Origin of the sequence: Ezakiella coagulans (assembly GCF_003096635.1) — a bacterium.
Lineage (GTDB): Bacteria > Bacillota > Clostridia > Tissierellales > Peptoniphilaceae > Ezakiella > Ezakiella coagulans.
In genome coordinates, this window is sequence record NZ_QEKV01000019.1 from 1 (window position 1) to 3,229 (window position 3,229).

At 47.3% G+C, this 3,229-nt stretch carries 2 rRNA genes; both read right to left on the reverse strand.

The annotated features are described in order from the left end of the window. Nucleotides 1-117 (reverse strand): 5S ribosomal RNA (gene rrf, locus C7381_RS08495). A gap of 40 nt (nt 118-157) precedes the next feature. After that, nucleotides 158-3,038: ribosomal RNA gene (locus tag C7381_RS08500) — 23S ribosomal RNA — on the reverse strand. Nucleotides 3,039-3,229 lie beyond the last annotated feature (191 nt).

Sequence of the window (3,229 nt, forward strand, 5' to 3'; positions counted from 1 at the left end):
GTGCGGCTTCGTCCTAATCTCCCGGGAGGTCGCCCTCCGAGTACCTTCGGCGATGCAAGGCTTAACTTCTGTGTTCGGCATGGGTACAGGTGGATCCCTTGCTCTATTAAAACCGCGCTAACCTTCAACTAAATATCTAACGTTTTCTATAAATTCTTTGGTCAAGTCTTCGGCTCATTAGTACATGTTAGCTTAAAGTATTACTACTCTTATACCTCATGCCTATCTAACTCGTAGTCTTCAAGTTGCCTTATTCTTTCGATGGGAAATCTTATCTTAAGGGGGGCTTCGTGCTTAGATGCCTTCAGCTCTTATCCTTTCCAAACGTAGCTTCCGTGCTATGCCACTGGCGTGACAACACGTGCACCATTGGTTTGTCCATCCCGGTCCTCTCGTACTAAGGATAGCTCCTTTCAAATTTCCTACGCCCGCGACGGATAGGGACCGAACTGTCTCACGACGTTCTGAACCCAGCTCGCGTGCCTCTTTAATGGACGAACAGTCCAACCCTTGGGACCTACTTCAGCCCCAGGATGAGACGAGCCGACATCGAGGTGCCAAACCTCCCCGTCGATGTGAACTCTTGGGGGAGATAAGCCTGTTATCCCCAGGGTAGCTTTTATCCGTTGAGCGATGGCCCTTCCACTCGGTACCACCGGATCACTAAGTCCTACTTTCGTATCTGCTCGACCTGTATGTCTTGCAGTTAAGCTCCCTTCTGCCTTTGCACTCTTTGCACGATTTCCGTCCGTGCTGAGGGAACCTTTGAGCGCCTCCGTTACTGTTTAGGAGGCGACCGCCCCAGTCAAACTGCCCAACTGACAGTGTCCCCGAACCAGTTCTATGGTCCTGGGTTAGAATTCCAGTAAAACAAGAGTGGTATCCCATTTTTTGACTCCCCAAAAGCTGACGCCCTTGGTTCTTAGTCTCCCACCTATTCTGTACATGTTTTACCGAAATCCAATGTCAGCCTACAGTAAAGCTCCATGGGGTCTTTCCGTCCTGCCGCGGGTAATGCGCATCTTCACGCATACTACAATTTCACCGGATCCTTTGTTGAGACAGTGCCCAAATCGTTACACCTTTCGTGCGGGTCGGAACTTACCCGACGAGGAATTTCGCTACCTTAGGACCGTTATAGTTACGGCCGCCGTTTACTGGGGCTTAAGTTCTAGCCTTCGCTTACGCTAAGCCTTCCCCTTAACCTTCCAGCACCGGGCAGGTGTCAGCTCCTATACTTCGTCTTACGACTTAGCAGAAACTTGTGTTTTTGGTAAACAGTCGCTTGGGCCTATTCACTGCGACCGATGGGTTGTCCCACCGGTTCCCCTTCTCCCTAAGTTACGGGGTCATTTTGCCGAGTTCCTTAACAAAGGTTCTTCCGCGCGTCTTAGGATTCTCTCCTTTCCTACCTGTGTCGGTTTGCGGTACGGGTATCTTTTCATCTCGCTAGTGGTTTTTCTTGGCAGTGTGAATAGTTCTTCTTCTCTACTTGTTTTTCGATCCCCATCATAACTCACTTTACCAAGTCTACGGTTTTCCCTGTAGACTCTCGCTTGTTATTTAGCCGTACTTTTCCTTTCTGTACGGTAAGGCTATCCTCCTGCGTCCCCACGTTGCTAGTTGCGATTTAAGATAGTACAGGAATTTCAACCTGTTGTCCATCGGCTACGCTTTTCAGCCTGGCCTTAGGTCCCGACTTACCCTGGGGGGACGAGCCTTGCCCAGGAATCCTTAGGTTTTCGACGGGCGAGATTCTCACTCGCCTTATCGCTACTTATGCCAGCATTCTCTCTTCTATGATGTCCACAGCTCCTTACGGTACTGCTTCTGCCTTCATACAATGCTCCTCTACCACTTGTATTACAAGTCCACGACTTCGGTATCAGATTTAGCCCCGGAAATCTTTGGCGCAAAATCACTTGACCAGTGAGCTATTACGCACTCTTTAAATGTATGGCTGCTTCTAAGCCAACATCCTGGTTGTCTCAGTAACTTCACATCCTTTACCACTTAATCTGTATTTGGGGACCTTAGTCGGTGGTCTGGGCTCTTTCCCTTTTGACATGGGAGCTTATCCCTCCATGTCTGACTCCTTAGGATCATTTTCTTGGTATTCGGAGTTTGATAGGTGTTGGTAGCGTATACACGCCCCGCAACCAGTCAGTGCTCTACCTCCATTAAATTTCCTAAAGGCTAGCCCTAAAGCTATTTCGAGGAGAACCAGCTATATCCGAGTTCGTTTGGCTTTTCACCCCTATCCACAGGTCATCCGATATGTTTTAAACCATACCCGGTTCGGGCCTCCATAGCGTTTTACCGCTATTTCACCCTGCCCATGGATAGATCACCCGGTTTCGGGTCTATTATATATAACTCTACGCCCTATTAAGACTCGGTTTCCCTTCGACTCCACCACTTAATGGTTTAATCTTGCTATATACAATAACTCGCTGGCCCGTTCTACAAAAAGTACGAGATTACACTTTTAATGTGCTTTCTCTGCTTGTAAGCATAGGGTTTCAGATTCTATTTCACTCCCCTTCCGGGGTTCTTTTCACCTTTCCCTCACGGTACTGGTCCACTATCGGTCACCAAGTAGTATTTAGCCTTAGGAGGTGGGCCTCCTATTTTCACACAGAATTTCTCGTGTTCCATGCTACTCGTTAAGGTAGTTTGGTTCGCTAGAATTTCGTCTACGCGCCTTTTACGCTGTGTCGGTAGTTTTTCCAATGCTATTCGACTATTCTAGTTTCTTCCGCCCTACCGGGCTTCTTCCCGTTCGCTCGCCGCTACTTGGGAAATCGTTGTTACTTTCTTTTCCTCCGGGTACTTAGATGTTTCAGTTCTCCGGGTTCCCTTCTTTCCTGCTATTTATTCACAGTAAGATACCTGAGGTTTGCTCAGGTGGGTTCCCCCATTCGGATATCTACGGGTCATAGCTTGTTTGCAGCTATCCGTAGCTTTTCGCAGCTTACCGCGTCCTTCTTCGGCTCTTGGTGCCTAGGCATTCGCCCTACGCTCTTAGTAACTTGACCTAATCCTTTTGACGTTATTTTTCCTTTGTCCTTTGAAATTGTTTCTTAAATTTCGAAAATTTAAAACTTTTTTTCTGGATTTTAGTATTTTTTGTCGTCTAATCTATTTCTAGTTATACGTTAGGTATTTAGTTGTTTAGGTTCTTATTTTATTACCGAATTGGAGTTTTATTCCTCCGTTTCGGTATGGC